The organism is Chitinophaga pendula, from assembly GCF_020386615.1.
Classification (GTDB): Bacteria; Bacteroidota; Bacteroidia; order Chitinophagales; family Chitinophagaceae; genus Chitinophaga; species Chitinophaga pendula.
The window spans coordinates 6,118,190-6,138,131 of sequence record NZ_CP077769.1; the positions used below are offsets into that span (position 1 = coordinate 6,118,190).

The 19,942-nt window shown below is 47.2% G+C and carries 18 protein-coding genes; 8 read left to right on the top strand and 10 right to left on the bottom strand.

What is annotated here, in order from left to right; all coding sequences use genetic code 11:
• Positions 1–18 precede the first annotated feature (18 nt).
• A complete protein-coding gene (locus KTO58_RS22770) occupies positions 19–687 on the bottom strand; it encodes a 3-hydroxyacyl-CoA dehydrogenase family protein (RefSeq protein WP_095837189.1) in 669 nt (222 codons plus the stop codon).
• Positions 688–812: 125 nt separating this feature from the next.
• Between KTO58_RS22770 and KTO58_RS22775 the strand changes: the two genes are divergently transcribed.
• Positions 813–1,193 (top strand): RidA family protein, encoded by a 381-nt coding sequence (locus KTO58_RS22775; protein ID WP_095837188.1) that lies wholly within the window; start codon positions 813–815, stop codon positions 1,191–1,193.
• 94 nt (positions 1,194–1,287) lie between these two features.
• Here KTO58_RS22775 and KTO58_RS22780 read toward each other — a convergent pair whose 3' ends face one another.
• The 4 genes from KTO58_RS22780 to KTO58_RS22800 all read right to left on the bottom strand — a co-directional run bounded on the left by KTO58_RS22780 (position 1,288) and on the right by KTO58_RS22800 (position 6,332).
• Positions 1,288–2,958: a L,D-transpeptidase family protein gene (locus tag KTO58_RS22780; protein WP_157752784.1), complete on the bottom strand. Its 1,671-nt coding sequence runs from the start codon at positions 2,956–2,958 to the stop codon at positions 1,288–1,290.
• 221 nt (positions 2,959–3,179) lie between these two features.
• Entirely contained in the window at positions 3,180–4,730 is a 1,551-nt protein-coding gene (locus KTO58_RS22785) for an Rne/Rng family ribonuclease (RefSeq protein WP_095837186.1), read from the bottom strand.
• A gap of 447 nt (positions 4,731–5,177) precedes the next feature.
• Entirely contained in the window at positions 5,178–6,020 is an 843-nt protein-coding gene (locus tag KTO58_RS22795; RefSeq protein ID WP_095837185.1) for a tetratricopeptide repeat protein, read from the bottom strand.
• 24 nt (positions 6,021–6,044) lie between these two features.
• On the bottom strand, positions 6,045–6,332 hold the full coding sequence (locus KTO58_RS22800; RefSeq protein ID WP_073084475.1) for an HU family DNA-binding protein: 288 nt from the start codon (positions 6,330–6,332) through the stop codon (positions 6,045–6,047).
• Positions 6,333–6,721: 389 nt separating this feature from the next.
• Between KTO58_RS22800 and mutY the strand changes: the two genes are divergently transcribed.
• The 7 genes from mutY (at position 6,722) to KTO58_RS22835 (ending at position 13,246) form a co-directional block, all read left to right on the top strand.
• Positions 6,722–7,792, top strand: coding sequence for an A/G-specific adenine glycosylase (gene mutY / locus KTO58_RS22805; protein ID WP_095837184.1), 1,071 nt, complete (start codon positions 6,722–6,724; stop codon positions 7,790–7,792).
• 199 nt (positions 7,793–7,991) lie between these two features.
• Positions 7,992–8,447 (top strand): single-stranded DNA-binding protein, encoded by a 456-nt coding sequence (locus KTO58_RS22810; protein WP_095837183.1) that lies wholly within the window; start codon positions 7,992–7,994, stop codon positions 8,445–8,447.
• Positions 8,448–8,600: 153 nt separating this feature from the next.
• Complete coding sequence (gldE, locus tag KTO58_RS22815; protein WP_225859881.1) at positions 8,601–9,953, top strand: gliding motility-associated protein GldE; 1,353 nt, start codon at positions 8,601–8,603, stop codon at positions 9,951–9,953.
• A gap of 27 nt (positions 9,954–9,980) precedes the next feature.
• A complete protein-coding gene (gene gldD / locus KTO58_RS22820) occupies positions 9,981–10,592 on the top strand; it encodes a gliding motility lipoprotein GldD (RefSeq protein ID WP_095837181.1) in 612 nt (203 codons plus the stop codon).
• Between the two features lie 90 nt (positions 10,593–10,682).
• Positions 10,683–11,261 carry a DUF3109 family protein gene (locus tag KTO58_RS22825; RefSeq protein WP_095841436.1) on the top strand — a complete coding sequence of 193 codons (579 nt, stop codon included), beginning with the start codon at positions 10,683–10,685 and terminating at the stop codon, positions 11,259–11,261.
• A gap of 196 nt (positions 11,262–11,457) precedes the next feature.
• On the top strand, positions 11,458–12,834 hold the full coding sequence (locus tag KTO58_RS22830; RefSeq protein ID WP_095837180.1) for a LutB/LldF family L-lactate oxidation iron-sulfur protein: 1,377 nt from the start codon (positions 11,458–11,460) through the stop codon (positions 12,832–12,834).
• Positions 12,835–13,042: 208 nt separating this feature from the next.
• Positions 13,043–13,246 (top strand): YqaE/Pmp3 family membrane protein, encoded by a 204-nt coding sequence (locus tag KTO58_RS22835; protein WP_095837179.1) that lies wholly within the window; start codon positions 13,043–13,045, stop codon positions 13,244–13,246.
• Between the two features lie 11 nt (positions 13,247–13,257).
• Here the strand turns inward: KTO58_RS22835 and KTO58_RS22840 are convergent, their stop codons facing one another.
• The 5 genes from KTO58_RS22840 to KTO58_RS22860 form a co-directional block, all read right to left on the bottom strand.
• Positions 13,258–13,926: an SGNH/GDSL hydrolase family protein gene (locus KTO58_RS22840; protein WP_095837178.1), complete on the bottom strand. Its 669-nt coding sequence runs from the start codon at positions 13,924–13,926 to the stop codon at positions 13,258–13,260.
• Between the two features lie 26 nt (positions 13,927–13,952).
• The gene (locus KTO58_RS22845) at positions 13,953–15,368 is read right to left on the bottom strand and encodes a carboxypeptidase-like regulatory domain-containing protein (protein WP_095837177.1); all 1,416 of its coding nucleotides are present in this window, start codon (positions 15,366–15,368) and stop codon (positions 13,953–13,955) included.
• Positions 15,361–15,999 (bottom strand): RNA polymerase sigma factor, encoded by a 639-nt coding sequence (locus KTO58_RS22850; RefSeq protein ID WP_225859882.1) that lies wholly within the window; start codon positions 15,997–15,999, stop codon positions 15,361–15,363. Before KTO58_RS22850 ends, KTO58_RS22845 begins: the two co-directional genes overlap by 8 nt.
• A gap of 165 nt (positions 16,000–16,164) precedes the next feature.
• Entirely contained in the window at positions 16,165–17,679 is a 1,515-nt protein-coding gene (purH, locus tag KTO58_RS22855) for a bifunctional phosphoribosylaminoimidazolecarboxamide formyltransferase/IMP cyclohydrolase (protein WP_095837176.1), read from the bottom strand.
• A 12-nt stretch (positions 17,680–17,691) separates the two neighbouring features.
• On the bottom strand, positions 17,692–19,776 hold the full coding sequence (locus KTO58_RS22860; RefSeq protein WP_157752783.1) for a ComEC/Rec2 family competence protein: 2,085 nt from the start codon (positions 19,774–19,776) through the stop codon (positions 17,692–17,694).
• Between the last annotated feature and the right edge of the window lie 166 nt (positions 19,777–19,942).

Sequence of the window (19,942 nt, forward strand, 5' to 3'; positions counted from 1 at the left end):
AAATGTCCCGCCCCAGCATCATCCCCCCGCTTCAGCTGCCAGCATAGGACTTACTTCATATCTTTCATCACCGGTAGCAGACAATACCGCCGCCAGCACTTCATATACATTCCTGATCCCGATCCGCTCACACCACTCAAATGGCCCATAAGGATAATTGGTACCCAACCGCATGGAAATATCTATATCCTCCCGGCTGGCAGTACCTTCCTCCGCAGTATAATATGCTTCATTGATGATCATACACACCACCCGCGGAATCACCATCCCCACCTCATCCTGCACCAGCGTATACCGCCATCCCAATCGCTCCAGCAACTCCCGCACCACCGGCTCCTGCTCCTCATCCATCAACGATATCTCCGTCTGCGGCATATTAATGAATCCCGGCAGCCAGTTACATCCCACAATATTAAATCCCTGCTCAAATGCATACCGCCCCATCAAAGCCGCCAACGTACTCCGCACAATACATCCCAATACCATCACCTGCGGATACCGGGCATAAATACCCGCCCTGCGCAAATGCTCATCCAGATCCAGGTCTATCACCAACTGGTACGCATCCAACTCCGCATCATCCTCCAGATCACGCCGCCAATGAACTCCTTCAGCCGGTAACCCCTTCTGCTGTAATTCAAGATAGCGCTGCTGCGCCCCTATCACCAGGATATTTATATTGTTCATATATACAAACCTAAGCACCCACAGCGCAAATTCCAAAATACTATTCCAAAAGCCCGCCAATTAGCCCCTCCGGTAAATAATACTTAATATGGATTTGGTACCCGTTTTTGGTATTTTTACAGCCTATGGAAAAACAAGTCATCAACACCACTAAAGCCCCTGCCCCAATTGGCCCCTACAACCAGGCCGTTAAAGCAGGCAATATGCTGTTCGTATCCGGCCAGATCGCCCTCCATCCGGAAACCAACCAGCTCGTTACTTCCGATATCATCGCCGAAACTCACCAGGTAATGCAAAACCTCAAAAGCATACTGGCAGAAGCAGGCATGGACTTCAGCGATATCCTGAAATCTACCATCTTCATCACCGATATGCAAACATTCTCCGATATCAACGAAGTATATGGTAAATACTTCAGCGGTTACTTCCCCGCACGCGAAACCGTACAGGTAGCAGCACTGCCCCGTGGAGTAAACGTAGAAATATCCGTGATCGCAGCTAAATAATTCTTACAGCATAAAAGAAAAGGAGGAACGATAGGTTCCTCCTTTTCTTTTACAGCGCATGGACAATTCTTTTATAGCGCTTGGCCACCTTATACTATTTACCAAACAACTGCTGCGCCAGTCGGGCATCATGCCCATACACATCTTCCCGGAAATTCAAATGCCCCTTACTATCCACAAAAGCTGTAAAATATCCGATAAACACCGGCACCTGGTTCTTCAACGTCACAAATTGCTCCTTTCCGGCATTCATCGCCGTCTCGATCCGCGCAGGCGTCCACGCAGAATCCTTCCGCAACAACCAATCCGCCAGCTTAGCAGGCTCCGCTACCCGTATACAACCATGACTGAAAGAACGTTTCGTCTCCCCGAATAATCCCCGGCTGGGCGTATCATGCAGGTAAATATTGTACTCATTCGGAAACAGGAACTTCACCTTACCCAACGCATTCCGGTTACCGGGCTTCTGCCGTACGATATAAGGGAAATTACCCCCACTGTATTTACCCCAGCTGATAGCAGACGCCGGAATCACCTTCCCGCTCGATCCTACCACCTCCATATTCTGCCTCGCCAGATAACCCGGATTCCGCTTCGCCGCCGGCAACACCTCATGCGCCAGTATCCCCGGAGGCACATTCCAGTAGGGACTGAACACCACAAATCGCATGTTCTTACTGAATATCACCGTATTCGTGCCCGGCCTACCCACCACCACATTACAACTCCAGTCCAGCTTCCCTTCCTGGTATACATGTAGCTTGAACTCAGGAATGTTCACCAGCAGATAATCACTCGCAGGCTCTATCGGCACCCAACGCAGCCGCTCCATATTCACCAGCAACTGCCGGATACGCTGCTGCAACGGTATATTCAACGCATCCAACACCCCCTGCCGGATCAATCCATCCTCCTTCAACCCCATCCGCTGCTCAAAGATCCGGATAGCCGAATCCAACATCGGCGTAAACACCCGCCCACTATCTATCACCGGCAAATCACCCAATGCATGCAACCTCGTCTTCACCGCCGCGATCAATTGCGCAGAATCCCCCTTTTTATAGCTTTTAACCGCTATTTTCAGCGAATCCCAGGCCCCCTTAGCCTCCAATGCTCCCATCCGTCGCAAAGCGTCTCTCAGCAGCTTATATTGCTTATTTACCGGCTCACCTTCCTCAAAGGCAGTAGCAGGCCGCTTCAACATCGAATCCAATACACTCTCCATATCCAGCTTCTTCCGCGGAATAAACCATTCCAAGTCCTTCGCCGAATCCGCCGTCATACCGCCCCACACCTTATTACCATACAGGAAGAACTGCGCCGTCAGCATCAACTCTATCTTCGACATATTCACATCTCCCGGATGCAACTTACCGCCTTCCACTACTAACGTATCATACAACTGCTGTATAGGCTTACCCACCCGGCTGCTGTCATTCACTAAGTAAGCAGGATCATTTTTCATCAGGTTGATGAAGTTACCCGCCTGCTCCGTCAGCAGCCCATCATTGCTGATCCAGGCATAGTGGTAATCCCGCTTCTGATAAAAACGCTGGATATACTCCCGGTAAGACTGATACTCAGGATGCGATTGCAGAAAATGCCCCACCTGGCTGGAATCCAATGCCAGGTCTATATACTCCTGCCGGGTATAATGGGTCGTATCCCTGACCTTAGGCTGTTTTGTACCCTTCCCCGAACGGCCGCAGGACGCAGCCACTAATAATAATAAAATAAGCCATCCGGCATAATAACGTATAGGCATAACTGTATTGGATTGCTGTTGATTGGTGTTAATGTTGCGGTCATTCGCCCTGATAAAAACAAATAAGCCCCGCCAATGTTCTTGTTTCCTTCGTGATTTCTTGATGATCGCTAGGCTATAGCACATGTAAAATGATCGTACAAATATAGGCAGGTCCCCTCCAATCCCCTCGCACCTCTTCCTGAAACAAATAAGGAGGTCGCTGTGGACCTCCTTATTCACTATAATTTAATTTCTTCGTCACTGTCGTCAAAAAAATGATATTCTGTAAGGTGATAATTACTGTCAGCCTTCACCTTGATCCATTTCCTGAACTGGAAATACCATTTCCACTGCTTGGAAGTCAGGAACCCTTTGGTCAGGTAGGCATGCAGAATAGGATGCACATGTATCGTCAATCCCTTATGCTGATGATTCAACAGGTATAACAAGTTCTTCTCGACATCGTCCACTATTAATACAGAAGCGCCGATCTTACCAGTGCCCTTGCAAGCCGGACAATCTTCCGCTACAGAGATCGTAACCTCCGGCTTCACACGCTGCCGCGTGATCTGCATCAATCCGAATTTGGAAATAGGAAGTATCGTGTGTTTAGCCCGGTCCTGTGCCATAAATTTCTCCATGGCCTCATACACCACCTTCTTGTTCTCGGGCAACTTCATATCTATGAAGTCGATGATGATAATACCACCCAGATCACGGAGTCTCAACTGACGGGCTATTTCTGCCGCCGCCTCCAGATTGGAGGCCAGGGCATTCTGCTCCTGGTTATTGCTGGAGCTCTTATAACCACTGTTCACATCGATCACATGCAACGCCTCCGTCGCCTCAATGATCAGATATACCCCGCTATCCAGGTTAACCGTCTTCCCAAAGGAAGCCTTCACCTGCCGCGTAATACCAAAATGATCAAATATCGGGGCGCCATTATGGTAATAAGTGACTATATCCTGCTTCTCCGGAGCGATCTTCTGTATGTAAGCCCGGGTATCAGTATAGATGTTCTTATCGTTGATGACGATCTTGTTAAAACTCTCGTTGAGCAGGTCCCGCAGTATACTGGTCGTTTTAGCCTGCTCACTGAGTATCTTCTGGGGAGGTTGCGCACCGCGAAGATTAGCCTGGATATTCTTCCAGGTCTCTACCAATGTGGTCAGATCCTCATGTAGTTCCGCTGTCTTCTTACCTTCGGCCGCTGTGCGTACGATCACACCAAAATTAGGCGCCTTGATAGCCTCCACTATTTTCTGTAACCGCTTTCTTTCTTCAGAAGAATGTATCTTTTTAGATACCGCAACAATGTCGTTAAAGGGTGTTAACACTATAAATCTTCCAGGGAGAGAGATTTCACAACTAAGCCGGGGACCTTTTGAAGAGATGGGTTCCTTGAGTATCTGTACCAGTATATTGGGTTTTCCCCCCAGTACATCCGTAATTTTTCCTGTCTTTACGATCTCTGGTTCATTTTTGAACTTCGTAAAGTCAAAGCCCTCTGGGGTCTTATCGCTAATAGCTTGCTGGGTAAACTTAAGTATGGAACGGATATATGGACTAAGGTCCGTATAATGAAGAAAAGCATCCTTTTCAAACCCCACATCGACAAAAGCAGCATTCAGGCCGGGAATCAGTTTTTTTACCCGTCCCATATACAGATCGCCAACCGCAAAGTTAGGATTGCCACTCTCGTGGTGCAGTTCCACCAATTTTTTATCTTCCAGCAACGCTATTTCCACACCTGTGGGAGCCGCATTTATAATAAGTTCCTTGTTCAAGCGTCCGAAATTTTTACCATTAAAACTTCACCTTCGGGTTATGCATGGCCGCTTAATAACAGCTTATTGCATACCAATGTTAGCCAACATTAAAGTTAGCATATTCTTCACAGTACGTGATGATGGATTGCTTAAGGGTCTAGCGATCTGCAGGCAGTATCCGGAAATTCTTTAGCGGGATATTATGGAACAACCTGCATGACCTTGGCAATTTAGTAATATTCGCCAAAATCATGCAGGATATATCAAAATTTTTGTCCAATCCCCGCGGTAGAAAAATACCTGGTAAGTGTAAATGGCGGGAAACAGGAGTGACTATTTCTTATTCTTCTTATGCCGGTTCTTTCTCAGCCTCTTTTTACGTTTGTGGGTAGCTATCTTATGTCTTTTTCTTTTCTTACCGCAAGGCATACGCTAATAAGTTTAAAATGTTTGAAAAATGAAATATTATTGAATCTTTTTAATATAATCGTCTATCGCCGCTTTTAACTCAGGATCCTTCAGCAACTCCTTACAACGCTTAAACAACTCCACCGCCTTCTTCGTATTACCCTGACTCTTATAAGCTTCCGCCAATACAAAAACAGCTTTGGCCTCTTCCGGATGACGTTTTAACAACTCCTCCATCCTGCTGATCGCCTTGTCAAACTGACCAGAAGTAATAGCAAGATTAGCCAGCGTTACCTGAGCCTCGATATTGTCCGGATTAGCCGCCACTACTTCCCGTAGCCGCGCTACCCCCGACATAGGCTCCCCGGCAGTCATATACGCCATGGCCTGTTGTATTTTCAGCGAATCATTCCCAGGATTTAATGCAATCGCTTTATCCAGTAAAGCAGCAGCTTGGGTAGCTTCCCATTTCCCGATCTCAGGACTGGGCGCATGTTGTAGATGCTCCAAAAATAAATTGGCTGCAAAGGTGAGGCTTTTTTCGGAATTTTCCAACTTAGCTGCTTCTCCCAGATAATAAGCAGCTACGGGCAGCTGGTTGAGACTGTCCCATACAGTATATAACTGCTTGAAGGCGAGGATTTGCTGGCCCTTTACATCACCACGAACGACTTTGTTTTCCCATTCGTTTACCAGCAATAACTTTTCGGCAGGAATCTTCTTCTTAGCAGATGCTAAAAGGTCGCTAAATTCAAATGCGGGAACCTCCTGTCCGCTATGTTCATGAGCGGCAGTTGGCATGGCATTCTTATCAGTCTTTGGCGTCGTACGCCCAAAGGCAACTAATACAACTAATAACGCAGCTGCAGCGCCTACGAGGAGAACTTGAGATTTTTGCACACCTAAAAATATTAGGAGGCAAAATTAAGAACTTTTAAGCTTCTTTACTTCTGCAACAAATTCTTTAGATGGCTTAAAAGCAGGAATGAAGTGCTCGGGGATCTCCACAGCTACATTCTTCTTAATGTTCCGGCCTATCTTGGCTGCGCGTTTCTTAGTAATAAAACTGCCAAATCCACGGATGTAAATGTGTTCGCCATTCGCCAATGCCTCCTTGACCTCCTTGAACATGGCCTCGAGCGTTACTAACACATCTACTTTGGGGATGCCGGTTTTTTCAGCAATGTTGTTAATCAAATCAGCTTTTCTCATAATTGAAGCGGAGGATTACTTATCCCAAAGTTATTTAAAAATTTCTATTTGTTGAATTTTAGCCAAATAAGTTTTAGTATTTTTCTATATACCTTACTTGAACCGAATTCGTTTTATTTGCACTTTATTTAGATTGCTGTCAGAAAAACCGGGGCCGTCGCGCATTTCAAAGCATATAGAGCTACCGGTAAATGAGAATGGTTTAAATTTTCACAAAACCATCGAGTAACGAATATACAAAAAATAATATTCATTACACGCTTTTTTCTTAAAAAATTGATTGAAAATGAAAATTTTATCCAAAGCCTCTCCTGACACCTTAAAAAACAAAAAACAGGCCCCTGCTCCTCACGCATAAACCGGGATAAAGGCCTGACGAACAATTACTTATGACCAAAAAAGCATACTTTACAACCAGCCTGCTGGAATGGAACAACACCGAGAACACCCGCAGCATGCCCTGGAAAGGAGAAAAAGACCCTTACAAAATATGGCTGTCAGAGATCATACTCCAACAAACAAGAGTAGAACAAGGATGGCCATACTATGAACGGTTCATCCAAAACTACCCCACCGTAAAACTACTCGCCCAAGCCCCCGAAGAAGAAGTATTCCGCCTCTGGCAAGGCCTCGGCTATTACGCTCGCTGTAAAAACATGCTCGCAGCCGCCCGGCAGATCGTCACCGATTTCAACGCACAATTCCCGTCCTCCTACCACGATATCCAATCCCTCAAAGGAATTGGCCCATATACCGCCGCCGCCATCGCCTCCTTCGCATTCAACCTCCCCCATGCCGTACTCGATGGAAACGTATTCCGCGTACTGGCCCGCTACTTCAATATATTTACCCCCATAGACAGCACCGCCGGTAAAAAAGAATTCAGCACACTCGCCGCCGAGCTCCTACCCCCCCATGCCTCCGCTCAATACAACCAGGCCATTATGGACTTCGGAGCTGTCATCTGCAAACCACAACAACCTGCCTGCCACCAATGCCCCGTAACCTCCCGCTGCGAAGCACTCAAACAACAAACCATCTCCAACCTCCCCGTCAAATCAAAAAAACTCGTCATCAAACATCGATACTTCCACCAGATCGTCGTACGCCATAAAGACCACGTATACCTCCACAAACGCACCGCCAGCGATATCTGGCAAAACCTGCACGAATTCTTCCTGATCGAAACACCCGAACCTGCAGACCTCTCCCAACTGCTGCAAACCGAGGCTTTCCAGACACACCTGGGCAACACCTCCCACCAGATCGTGAAAGTATCCCGTAGCTTCAAACAGCAACTGACCCACCAAACCATCCACAGCCAGTTCATCGAGATCAATACCTCCCGCAAGCCATCCTTGCCGGACCTATTCCCGGTACACCACAGCGAGCTGGACAAATATGCCTTCCCTAAAACCATCACCGACTTCCTGACCGATAACAGCCTCCGCCTCCTCTGATACACTCATCTCACTTATCGTATAGTATTCTACGTAGGCCATGGCCCGAATCTTGCAGTACCTGTACAAAACTTATCGTTAAAGCCCTACAGGCAAAGAAATTTTTCCATAACGATTGGAAAAAACATTAACTTTAAGTAGGTTGTTTTCTATTATATAAGAAGAACATTTTATCAATAGGTTAAAAAAACCTGCAACTATGAGAGGTGTCAATAAAGTAATCCTGATTGGTAATTTAGGCAGAGATCCTGACGTACAGTTCCTAGAAGGTAATATTGCAGTTGCCAAATTCTCACTGGCTACAACAGAAACATTTAAAGACAGAGCCGGCAAGCTCATATCACAAACAGAATGGCATACAGTAGTCCTCTGGCGCGGACTGGCAGAACTCGCCCAAAAATACCTGCACAAAGGAAGCCTCGTGTATATCGAAGGACGACTGCGCACCCGTAGTTGGGAAGACAAAGAAGGCAATAAGAAATTCGCCACAGAAGTAGTGGGCGATAACCTTGTTATGTTGGATAAACGTATGGACCTGAACCATTCGGATCATCCCATCTCCCATAGCAGCACAGGCACAACCCCTGGCGAAAGTTATCCAAATATGGATATCCCTCCATCCATGAGCGAACCCGCTGACGATCTGCCGTTTTAAACCATTATTCATAAAAATTATAAGTTAATTCCCTACCGGTCATCCCGTAATGGGACATTACTTATATTTGCATAAGGGGAAGCGATTCAAGGTGATATATAACATGAATTACTTTCCCTTATTTTTAGATTTATTACACCAAAGTTGAATATTTTGGATATCCATTCGGCAAGCATTATATCCGGAAAGCCATTCTTCCTCCAAGCTGCTGCACCAATTGCCACACCTAACGTGGTGGTGTACCTGCTGGTGATATTTATCATTCTGCTGCTGGCATTCATTGTCTCCGGCGCAGAAGTGGCTTTCTTCTCTCTCAACTACAAAGACCTAAACGTTCTCAAGACACGGCAGAACACCAGCGGCAGGCTCATTACCAAAATGCTGGAAAAACCACGCTCCCTGCTGGCCTCCCTGCAGATAGCCGGCCTGCTCCTCAGCATCGCATTCATCATGGTTACCAATTACCTGATCAACCAGATGGAAGCCCTGCAGACATTCCCGGTCGTTTCCTTTGTAGTCAGACTGGCCATTATCAGCCTGGTCCTCCTTTTCTTCGGACAAGTGCTCCCCAGAGTATGGGCCGCACAAAATAATATCCGGTTCGCTACCTACTTCGCCTGGTTCGTCAGCGTTATCTACGCCACCCTCGAACCCGTAAGCGACTTTTTCGTTGGTCTCAGCACCAGCATAGAAGCCCGCTTCTTTAATCGCAGCGCCGGACAGGTCAACTACCAGGAAATAGACGATGCCATCGAAATGAGCGTCGACCCCACCGCATCCCAGGAAGAAAAAAATATCCTGAAAGGCATCCTCAAATTCGGCAACATCACCGTAAAACAGATCATGAGGACCCGCCTCGACGTTTCCGGTGTCGAATACGATAGCTCCTTCGATAAAGTCATCACCCAGGTAGCAGACCTCCACTACTCCAGGTTACCCGTATTCAAAGGTAATCTCGACAATATCGTCGGCGTCGTACACACCAAAGACCTGCTCCCTCATATTGATAAAGGCGCCGCCTTCGACTGGCACCAGGTAATGAGACAGCCCTTCTTTGTTCATGGACACAAACTCATAGAAGATCTCCTCACCGAATTCCAAACCCGACGCATGCACTTTGCCGTCGTAGTAGACGAATTTGGCGGTACCTCCGGCATCGTTACCCTGGAAGATATCATGGAAGAAGTGATCGGAGATATCAAAGACGAATTTGACGAAGAAGAATTCAACTACAGCAAAGTAGATAATAATACCTATGTATTCGAAGGCAAAACCATGCTGAACGACGTGTGCCGTATCATGGACATCCCTCAGGATACCTTCGAACATGTAAAAGGTGAAAGCGATTCTATCGGTGGCCTCATACTCGAACTCGCCGGAAAATTCCCGGAAGAAAACAGCGTTATCAGCTATGCCAATTATGACTTCACCGTGCTGGAAGTAAGTAAAATGCGTATACAGAAAGTACAGGTCAATGTCAACTACGATCTGGGAGAAACCGACTGATAATCACACAAAGCAACAATACCTGTAATGTTAAACATCAATGCCGGACAAAGGAAAAAACGACTATACCTGCTGATATTCACATTACTCCTTTGCGCATGCGATAATACTTATACCCCCAAACCCAGAGGGTACTTCAACATCCAGTTTCCCGAAAGGAAATACCAGGTATTTGATATGCCGGGCTATCCATATACATTCGAATATCCTGCCTACGCACGCGTCGTACAGGATACCCTCTTCTTCAGCGACAAACCCGAAAACCCTTACTGGATCAATATCGAATTCCCTACCCTCCATGGCAAAATATACCTGAGCTACAAACAGATCGGGTTCAATAACAACACCTTACCCAAACTGGTAAATGATGCCTTCAAGATGACCTATAAACACACCTATAAGGCCGAATCTATTGAAGAGAAAGAAATCAGCACACCCAATCATGTAAAAGGCTTGTTCTACGAGGTAGGAGGCAACGCCGCTTCCGCCAAACAGTTTTTCGCCACCGACTCCACCCAGCACTTCCTCCGTGGCGCCCTCTATTTTGACGCCGCTCCCAACGCCGACTCCCTCGCTCCTGTCCACAAATTCCTGGAAGAAGATATGTGGAGACTGGTAGAATCCCTCAAGTGGAAATAATCCCCGCACAACACCCTCCCGCACTATTCACCATTTATACTAACTTTGCAGTGCTGCTCAACCGATACAGAGCAACATATATTCGCTATTATGATCATAATCGACGACAAATACATTAGTGACGAAGTAGTAGAGGAGCAATTTGTCTGTAACCTGGGCGCCTGCAAAGGTGCCTGCTGTGTAGCGGGAGACTGTGGTGCCCCGCTGGACAAAACAGAGGTCAAAACCCTCAAAAAAATATACCCGGCCATCAAATCATACCTCCGCCCCGAAGGAATCGCCGAAATAGAACACACCGGCACCAACACCATCGACGACGAATACGGCTACGTAACTCCCATTGTCAATAAAGGTATCTGTGCCTATGCAGCCATCGATGATCACGGTATCGTAGGCTGCGCCATAGAAAAAGCATATAACGATGGCGTAGTCAACTTCAAAAAGCCTATCTCCTGCCATCTATATCCCATCCGTATCAAGAAATACGAAACATTTGAAGCCGTCAACTACGACCGCTGGGACGTTTGCAAACCGGCGTGCAAAAACGGACGTCAGCTCAAAGTACCCGTTTATCGTTTCTTACGGGAAGCCCTTATCCGCAAATATGGAGAAGAGTTTTACCAGGTCCTCGACAAAATAGCCAGGAAATATAATACCAACCCCAAGTAGCCACTACATAGCTATTCGTAAACTTCCCTATCTTTATGCCATCTATGTATTTGTAGGTGACCGAGTTAACTATTTATTGGTTTATTTTTTGATGAATAATACCCGACCGGCCCCGGCAACACATACAAAAGGCTCAGGTATTGCTGCTGGCCCATCAGCCAGAGCGGAATTTTGGAAAACTGGAACTTAGAAAGCTATGCATCAAACCGCATCTTCCTTCCTGGAAAAAAGTGAGCAAAAAGCGGCTGACCTTAATCACCGCAAGACCATCAACTATAATATAGGAAAATATAACGCCGCGGTAAAAAACGGCAAAACCCAATTCACCGAACTACCAACGGCGCGCGAAAGAGCCAAAAATATTAAATGGCGCGCCCTCGAACACCTGGATAAACACCTCGAAGATTTCGAGATGCATTTTACCCAAAGAGGCGGTAAAGTCATCTGGGCAGAAAATGCCGACCAGGTATTGGAAGAAATTCTAGCCATCTGCCACGCCAAACAGTGCAAAAGCATTGTCAAAAGCAAATCAATGGCCACCGAAGAAGTACATCTCAATGCCTTCCTCGAAAAACATGGAATCGAATGTGTCGAAACGGATCTCGGTGAATATATCCAACAACTAGATGGAGAACCTCCCTATCACATCGTCACACCTGCCATGCACAAAAGCAAGGAAGACGTCGCACGCCTGTTCACCGAAAAATTAGGGACCGAACCTGGCCTCACACCCGAACAGCTCACACTGGTAGCCAGAGAGAAACTAAGAGAAAAATACGTACAGGCAGATATCGGCATCACCGGTGCCAACTTTATATTGGCAGATATCGGCGCCGTCGCCGTCAGCGAAAATGAAGGCAATGCCCGCCTGAGCACAGCATTTCCAAAGACCCACATTGTGCTGGTTGGTATCGAGAAAATGCTGCCTTCTGTCAACGACCTGGCCCTCTTCTGGCCCTTGTTGGCTACCTATGGTACCGGCCAGCAGGTCACCGTTTATAACTCCATCTTCAGCGGTCCCCGTCAGGAAGGAGAAGTAGATGGCCCGGAAGAAATGTATGTCATCCTCATGGATAACGGCCGCACAAATATCCTCGCAGATATAGAAGCGAGAGAAAGCCTCTACTGTATCCGCTGCGGATCCTGCCTCAACGCCTGCCCCGTATACAAAAATATCGGAGGTCATACCTACGACACCACTTATAGTGGCCCTATCGGCTCCATTATCACACCACACCTCAGAGGAATGGAATCATACATGCACCTGAGCTATGCCTCCTCCCTATGTGGTAACTGTACCGAAGTCTGCCCCGTTAGGATCAATTTGCATGAACTGCTGTTACACAACCGGCATAAAGCAGTAGAAGAGAATTATACCTCCGGCAGCGAGAAAATGGCCTGGTTTGGCTGGAAACAAGCCTCCCTCAGCCGTAGGATGATGAACCTCGCCAGCGGCAAAATGAAAAACTTCTTCATGAAAAAATTCTTCACCAAAAGCTGGGGAGACGATCGGGAACTACCCATATTCGCTCCCAAATCGTTCAATCAGCTTTGGAAGGAACGTAAAGGATAATGATCATTTATATCATTCATAACAAGAGGGGCTGCCAGTATACTGGCAGCCCCTCTTGTTATATTATGCTGGCATTGTCGTACGCCCGTTCATCCATCCGCATGATAACCTTTATCCTAATTAAGCCCTTACTGCATCCACATTTTCGTAATTTCAGGCAGTGAATGACCAACCGTATTGGTTGGAGGCAACCTAAATCTTGTTTTCTATGACGCTGATTGCAATTCTCTTACCTTGGTTATCCTTTCTACTACGTGGTAGAATACTCCGCGGCATACTATGCCTGATTCTTCAGATCACCTTGATCGGTTGGCTACCTGCTGCCATCTGGGCGGTAGTTTCACTGAATGAGTCCCGGGCAGATCGCCGCAACCGCAGATTGATCAGGGCAATGGAACGTAGTGGCCGCTGATCTCCCCAGGCTCACTTGTATATCTTACGCTTCCTGAGTGATTTAAACACAGATTCTATCAGTATCAGATGCCCCTTGCCATTTAAATGTATACCATCGCCACAATCATACTCCGGTAATATCTTTCCATCCTTAGCGGCAAGTCCTGTCCAGAAATCAATGTAGTATTTAGGATAATCTCTGCGTATTGAATCCGGCAGGGACACCAGTTCCATTCTTTTCTCCTTCGTCAGTTTGGTACGTGGCTGAGGAGTCGCCACAAAACAAATAACATGATGCTCTTGGGCTATCTTATTGATCTGCCGCAGATTCTCCAGGTATTCGGCCGGCGAATACCCTTTGGCGAGATCATTGGTCGGCATATTGATAATGATCATGTCCGCACCTAAGGAAAGCGCCTTAGTAATATTACGCGCCGTATCCGGTGTCAACCGCCCCTCAGGAGCAACAAAATCCGACGCCATGATCTGATAACTCGTATATCCTCCTTTCGCCAGATTAACAACAGTAGCCTGGTACTTGGCGTCTACGCTTTCGGTAAACATATGCACCCAGGTACTATCTTCCGATTTAGGCCCGGTTCCTTCAGCCGTAGAAGATCCTAATATAACAACTCTCTTTTGCGCGGATAGCGTGTGGACAGCCATACTACACAGCAATATGAACAGGGCTTTTTTCATAACAATTACAATATATTAGTGAATGATCAGTGGCGTTTGAATCTTACCATCACCTTGACCCGAGTGGCTTTTTTATCGGAAGCGGGTAACCAATCTGGGCCTTCTTTTATTACGCGGATAGCCTCGTCTTCAAAAGCCTTCCCCGCACTCCTGTATATGTTGAAATCTGATAATTCCCCCGAAGGCTGCACTATAAAGGAAACACCTACTTTCACCGGCTGTTTGCGATCGGTTTCTGTCGGCGGGAAATGCGTATGCTCACTCAGATATTGCCGGAAAGCTTTAAAACCCATTTCGGGACGAGGACTACCATATGTAGTTTGATCTTCGTCCTCTTTGTCTTTAGTCCGGCCCATACCAGTCACGACTACTTCTTGTAATGCCTCATTTGTCGGCTTCATGGCAATGCTGATATCATTTTCATCAGCACCTATGACTCTTTTCTCCTCATTAAACCCTATATAGTTAAATCTAAGGGACACATCACTTTTTTGCTTATCCACCGGTAAGGAAAAACGTCCTTCAGTATCCGTCACAGTACCGTTTCGCCCCTTTACAGTAGCCACCGTTACACCGGTCAAAGGCTCACGACTATCTTTATCCACCACTACTCCACGCAACACCCGCTCATTAGCGATTACCGGTACACCCGCCACCTTGCCACTGAGCTTATTACTTATAACATTGTCCCCCGTTAAATCAGAAGGCTGAACCCTCGTCACCGCTGCTGACACGCTTCTACTTTCCGCCATGGATTTATAACCAATTACTTCTACCCCCTTTATCGCATTCATGCCAGCCATCGCAGCCACAGTGTCGTTATGATCAGTACTCACCTTACTCATATCCATAGTAGCTGCCTCTGCCGGAACCGGCGCCGCATAGGCCATCTGTTGCCGCTGGGCAAGTACCGGAGGATGCCGCTGTTTAGGCGTCGCAGGACGTTTCACCTCGTCCTTCGCCAACAGATCCTTCTTGGGTGTCGCTGCAGCCAGCGCCGCCGATGGTGCTGCTTCCTTTAAAGGCGCACTGTCGCTTAATGCGGTACTATTCACTACCGTATCCACTTGGGGCAAAGTCTTCATCGCAATACCCGGCGTACGGGACTCCGGCTGCCGGAATAGCCACAAAGTACTGATACCCATTAATACCAATATCGCAGCCGCAGCCGCCCACCGGTAATACAACGCCCTCACCTTCCCTTTCTCCTGCCGCACAGGCTGCTGCACCCGTTGCATCAAACGGCCCTCCAGCTCAGATAGAGCTGCCCGCTGATCAGGAACATGCGCTGCATAACCCTCCAGCGCCTCCGCCAGGAAAGGATCATCCAATGCCTGCTTCTCCAGTTGATGCATAGCCTTATCATCCAACTCCCCTGCCAGGTATTGCCGTATCAGCTCTTCACTGACCACATTGCCTATATGTGAACGTTTTTCAGACATGTTGACGGTCCATACAGATTTTTAAATTACGCTTTCCATTCTGTATATAACTCTTCACTTTTGTCATCTCGTATCCCGTAATAGCAGCCACTTCCCGGTAACTCTTCTCCTGCAGATAAAAGAGATCTACACTCTGCTTCTGCTCTGCCGGTAAAGTATCCATACACTTCTCCATCACCTGCAACCGCTGCTCCAGGTTTAATCCGTTGTCATGATGTAATATTTCCTCGCTTTCCATAATCGGCCGCTCATCCATCGACACCACGCGGCCCTCTCGCCCCTTCATCGCCCTTAACTTCATCAGGCAATGATTCCGCGACAACACATGCAGCCAGCTCTTAAAGTTCTGTATCTCATGCTGTTGCACCTTTACTATCAGCTCCTCAAATATCTGCATCACCGCATCCTTACTCGCCTCCGCATCAAAATATTTCAGACACACCCCATATACCAGGTTCATATACCGCTGGTAAAGGGCTGCCAGATAATCCAGCTGTCCGGTAGCTTTATACTCCCGGATCAACGCTGCATCATCCGCATCCTGCATCATATTTTGCTGTATAAAAGACATCTTCTCCTTGGTGTGGGCAAAAGCAGTGCCGTTATCATTATCCGGCTGCTGATGGAACAATATACTATTAAATTTTCCGCAATCTATAACAAATTATAATGCCGATCTATATCCCTTATAACAACGAATTCCACCTGACTATAGCACAATGATAAGTGCCAGCAAGACCATAAAAAAGGGCTGTTTTATAAAAACAGCCCCTCTTCTCAATATGTTTATATCTGCTTAGTGACGGAAATGACGCATACCGGTCATGACCATTACCATATTATGCTCCTTACAGTAACTAATGGAATCATTATCCCTTACAGAACCTCCGGGTTGGATCACCGCAGAGATACCAGCTTCATCAGCGATTCTTACACAGTCATCAAATGGGAAGAAAGCATCAGATGCCATCACCGCTCCCTTCAGATCAAAATTAAACTGTTTCGCCTTCTCGATCGCATGTCGTAAAGCATCGATCCGGGACGTCTGCCCGCAACCTTTACCTACCAACTGCCGGTCTTTTACAAGTGCAATAGCATTAGATTTAAGATGCTTGCATACCAGGTTGGCAAATTCCAGGTCCGCTTTTTCCGCCTCACTCGCACTGCGGGCCCCGGCTTCTGTCCAATCTTTATAATTGTCATTATCACCATCCTGTACCAGCACGCCATTCAATACGTTTTTGAACTGCTGGGCGGGCTGCACGGCTTTACGCTGTTGCAACAGGATACGGTTCTTTTTACCTTTCAATATGGTCAATGCCTCTTCATCAAATCCAGGTGCGATCAGTATCTCAAAAAATATCTCACTGATAGAAGCCGCAGTTTCCTTATCTACTTGTGCATTACATACCAGTACGCCACCAAACGCACTCTCCTTATCTCCTGCTAATGCCTCTTCCCATGCAACCTTCAGCGTACCGCGACTGGCAATACCACATACGTTGGTGTGCTTGATCACAGCAAAAGTGGTCTCTTTAAACTCTGCGATCAGCTGGCACGCAGCATCCACATCTACCAGGTTGTTATAGGAAAGTTCCTTCCCATGCAACTGCTCAAATATCTCAGAAAGATCTCCGTAGAATACACCGCGTTGATGAGGATTCTCTCCATAACGCATCACCTGGCCCTGTGGCTTGGATACCTGGAAATTAGCACTACCGCCATCACGCAGGAACCACTGGGCAATCGCCACATCGTAGTGCGCACATACCTCAAATGCCTTCGCTGCAAAAGCACGACGTTCCTCCAGGGTAGTCGCCCCATTATTGCTGATCAGCACCTGCTCCAGATCAGCATACTGATCTTTTGAAGCCACAATCACCACATCTTTATGATTCTTACCAGCAGCACGTATCAGCGATACACCGCCGATGTCGATTTTCTCAATGATAGCTTGCTCTTCGGAAGTCGTCTTTACCGTCTCTTCAAAAGGATAAAGGTCTACGATCACCAGGTCGATTTCCGGTATCTCATACTGCTGAAGCTGATCCAGGTCCTGGCCCTGCTCCCGGCGGGCCAAAATACCACCAAACACCTTCGGGTGTAAGGTCTTTACCCTTCCTCCCAGTATGGAAGGATAAGCCGTCAGATCTTCTACCGCTACGCATTTAACCCCTTGTTCTTCTATGAATTTTTGAGTCCCACCGGTAGAATAGATCGTCACACCTTGTTCACCCAATTTTTTTACAATGGCCTCCAGGTTGTCTTTATAGAAAACGGAGATCAATGCTGATTTAATTTGCTTCTGCATGAATGGAAAACATTAGAAATTTATGACAAAGGCTCCCTGATCCGGAACCGAAAAGCAGCGCAAAGTTAGCGCGTAACAATCACTTTTCCATTGTTCGATTTTCCAGGAGGAATTAGAAGCATCAAAAATGACCGTCTTAAAAGCATAAAACTCCGACAACTCCTTGATAGACACCTTCGGATTATGTGAAAGTAAAACATAATCCGTTTGTAACTTTCTCAGAATCCGTGCCTTAGGAAGCACAGTATCCACGATGATCATCCGCTTCCCGCCAAAACTGATTGCCTTTCCCATATGCCCGCTCCAGCGCTGCCCTCCTACTAATACCGGCAAATGCCAATATACCCGCGTCGGTATAATATAACGCTCCGCCAACGCAGCCTGTCGCACCAAGGAAGTATCCCCCGCATACCACACCTCACGCCCTTTTATAAGATCTATCGCACTATGCCCCGGAATATTATACACCACAATCCGCCTCGTCCCCCGATCAGCCCACTCACTATACCATCCCATCACTATCCATAACAGCAATATCCCTGGCGATAATAATCCTCCCCTCCTCCATTGCAATAACCACCAGGCCGTCAGGCTGCAAATGATCAAATACAGACATACCAGCGCATACCACGGAAAGTGAATATGATCGGTCACAGACCAGGGCAAACGATCCAGCTGAAAAATGATATCATTTAATAATGACAACAACCATCGGATACCATGCCCAACTATCTGTGCTGCCGCCGGCCAACCGGACAAACATAATAACACCACCTCCCCGTAAAGTACCAACGTCGACAAGGGTACCGCCACCAGGTTGGCCGGCAAAAATAAATGAGGCAACTGGTGAAAGTAATATAAGCATACCGGCAAGGTAAACACCTGCGCCGCGAACGTCAGCGCCGTAGCATCCCACAACTTGTCCAGCCACCAGTTAGGACATCGCAATAGGCCGTATATCGGCCTGTACAACAGCAAAATGCTGAGCACCGCGAGATAGGATAACTGAAAACCGGCGTCCGCCAGTAAATACGGATCATAACACAACAACAGGAATGCAGAGGCTGCCAGCATATTCGCCATATTCCCCTCCCTTTTCATCAGGAAAGTGCCTATCGTCACAAAGGAAAACATCACCGCTGCCCTCAATACTGATGCTGCCGCTCCCGTTAATAAGGCAAATCCCCAAAGCAATACTAGCACAACAACACTCTTGCATATTCCCGCGCCCCGATGGGATGGCCACCAACGCATCAACCACAGCAAAGCACCATATAATAACGCCAGGTGCATACCGGAAATGGCAATGATATGCATGATGCCGGTATGCGAATATGCCTTTACCAGGTCCGTATTAAGGTCCTCCCGGTAGCCTATCAGCAACGCCTCCGCCACCCCCGATACCGCGCCCGCTCCGACATACCGGCGCAATACCGATATACAATAAGACCGGCCTCTTATCAGTAGATCCATATACCAGCCGCCGGACCTTCCCGCTATTACGCACCAGTCTCCACCTCGGAGATAGGCCTGGTATAATATACCCTTACGGGCACAATAAGCGGCATAGTCAAAACCTCCGGGATGTCCACTACCCCTCAGCGCCCGCACACGATTAACCAATAACAACCGATCTCCATATCCTAGCCGCCCCGAACTGCTGTCCTTCGCCAGGTACAAAAGCAACTTACCCCTCGCTGGCTGCCAGACATGCCCCCTAACAATCCCCATCACTTCAGCTGTTACTTTATAAGTTCGTGCCCGCCCCACCGGCACATCAGACAAACAAACAGCTAACCGGCAACTATCAGACAATAGCTGCCCAAAGTAACCTGGCGCCCTACGGGCATCTGCATTGTACATCAATAATCCTCCCATGCCAAATATCAACATCCATATACCAGGCATACGCCCACCTTCCGACACAAACCGCCGCCACATCGATCTTCCACCTACCCAACACAGATACACCAACCCTGACGCCAATAACAATACCCAATGCCATACAGACAGCATTAAATACTGCGCACATAAAATACCTCCGGTAAATACAGGTAATAACTTGAGAAATGGGGCCTTCTTCCAGATAGGGGTCACACGACAATCCTTTAATGATTAAAGATATTCGTTATCAATAGAAAAACAGTTTATAAAATGTTAATCCGCCCAAATCAGATCACCGGAAAGCCCCTCCGTAAAACATGCAAAATCCATCCGAAGGTAAGTGCAGGTTTTATACATAGAAAAACGAAATAATCATTAT

Coding starts and splice junctions, on each gene's coding strand:
- KTO58_RS22840 (WP_095837178.1), bottom strand. CDS start 13,926: ATGAAAAAAGCCCTGTTCATATTGCTGTGTAGTATGGCTGTCCACACG.
- purH (WP_095837176.1), bottom strand. CDS start 17,679: ATGCAGAAGCAAATTAAATCAGCATTGATCTCCGTTTTCTATAAAGAC.
- mutY (WP_095837184.1), top strand. CDS start 6,722: ATGACCAAAAAAGCATACTTTACAACCAGCCTGCTGGAATGGAACAAC.
- gldD (WP_095837181.1), top strand. CDS start 9,981: ATGTTAAACATCAATGCCGGACAAAGGAAAAAACGACTATACCTGCTG.
- KTO58_RS22800 (WP_073084475.1), bottom strand. CDS start 6,332: ATGAGAAAAGCTGATTTGATTAACAACATTGCTGAAAAAACCGGCATC.
- KTO58_RS22780 (WP_157752784.1), bottom strand. CDS start 2,958: ATGCCTATACGTTATTATGCCGGATGGCTTATTTTATTATTATTAGTG.
- KTO58_RS22810 (WP_095837183.1), top strand. CDS start 7,992: ATGAGAGGTGTCAATAAAGTAATCCTGATTGGTAATTTAGGCAGAGAT.
- KTO58_RS22775 (WP_095837188.1), top strand. CDS start 813: ATGGAAAAACAAGTCATCAACACCACTAAAGCCCCTGCCCCAATTGGC.
- KTO58_RS22770 (WP_095837189.1), bottom strand. CDS start 687: ATGAACAATATAAATATCCTGGTGATAGGGGCGCAGCAGCGCTATCTT.
- KTO58_RS22830 (WP_095837180.1), top strand. CDS start 11,458: ATGCATCAAACCGCATCTTCCTTCCTGGAAAAAAGTGAGCAAAAAGCG.
- KTO58_RS22835 (WP_095837179.1), top strand. CDS start 13,043: ATGACGCTGATTGCAATTCTCTTACCTTGGTTATCCTTTCTACTACGT.
- KTO58_RS22845 (WP_095837177.1), bottom strand. CDS start 15,368: ATGTCTGAAAAACGTTCACATATAGGCAATGTGGTCAGTGAAGAGCTG.
- KTO58_RS22825 (WP_095841436.1), top strand. CDS start 10,683: ATGATCATAATCGACGACAAATACATTAGTGACGAAGTAGTAGAGGAG.